1 protein-coding gene is annotated in these 715 nt (G+C 35.1%); it reads left to right on the forward strand.

What is annotated here, in order from left to right:
* The first annotated feature begins 39 nt into the window (after positions 1-39).
* On the forward strand, positions 40-702 hold the full coding sequence (locus G5T77_RS09370; protein ID WP_004783898.1) for an IS1595-like element ISAcra1 family transposase: 663 nt from the start codon (positions 40-42) through the stop codon (positions 700-702).
* Positions 703-715 lie beyond the last annotated feature (13 nt).

The raw sequence follows: 715 nt of genomic DNA on the forward strand, positions 1-715 counted from the left end.
GGCTCTAGACTAGCAAAATGATTATGTTAGTCTAGAATCATGATAGAAAACAGTAAATTAAGTCACTACAAGATTAAAAAAATTATTCAATGCTTTTGTGTTGATATTCCTGCTTCCAAAACAGCCTTATTACTCAATTTAAATCGTAATACGATTAACTATTGGTACATGCTTTTTAGAGAAACTATCTATGATCATCAAACAGATTTAAGAGCTAAGTTTGTTGGTTCAATAGAAGTAGATGAAAGCTATTTTGGAGCGAAAAGGCAACGTGGGTTTCATGGAAAGTTAAAGCGTGGTCGTGGGACTCTAAAACAGCCAGTATTTGGAATATTCGAACGTAATGGGCGCGTCTATACTGAAATCGTACCTGACTGTAAAATGAAGACTTTACAAGAGGTTATCATTGGTAAAGTTTCACTTGAGAGTGTGATTTATAGTGATGGATGGCGTGGCTATAATGGTCTTGTTGATGTGGGTTATTCAAAGCATTTTAGGGTAAATCACGGAGCAAATGAGTTTGCTAGAGGAGAATGTCATATAAATGGAATAGAATCATTTTGGAGCTTTTGTAAAAGAAGGCTAGCAAAGTTTAACGGCATATCAAAAGAGTACTTTGATTATCATCTTAAAGAAACTGAATGGCGTTGGATGAGGGAACCTAATGAGTTAGCAACTGAGCTGTGGAACCTCATTAGGTAAAATTAAGTGTAAA

The organism is Acinetobacter sp. GFQ9D191M (assembly GCF_011174875.1).
Classification (GTDB): Bacteria; Pseudomonadota; Gammaproteobacteria; order Pseudomonadales; family Moraxellaceae; genus Acinetobacter.

Excerpts from the sequence above, each read along its gene's own strand:
- G5T77_RS09370 (WP_004783898.1), top strand. The coding sequence starts at position 40 with ATGATAGAAAACAGTAAATTAAGTCACTACAAGATTAAAAAAATTATT.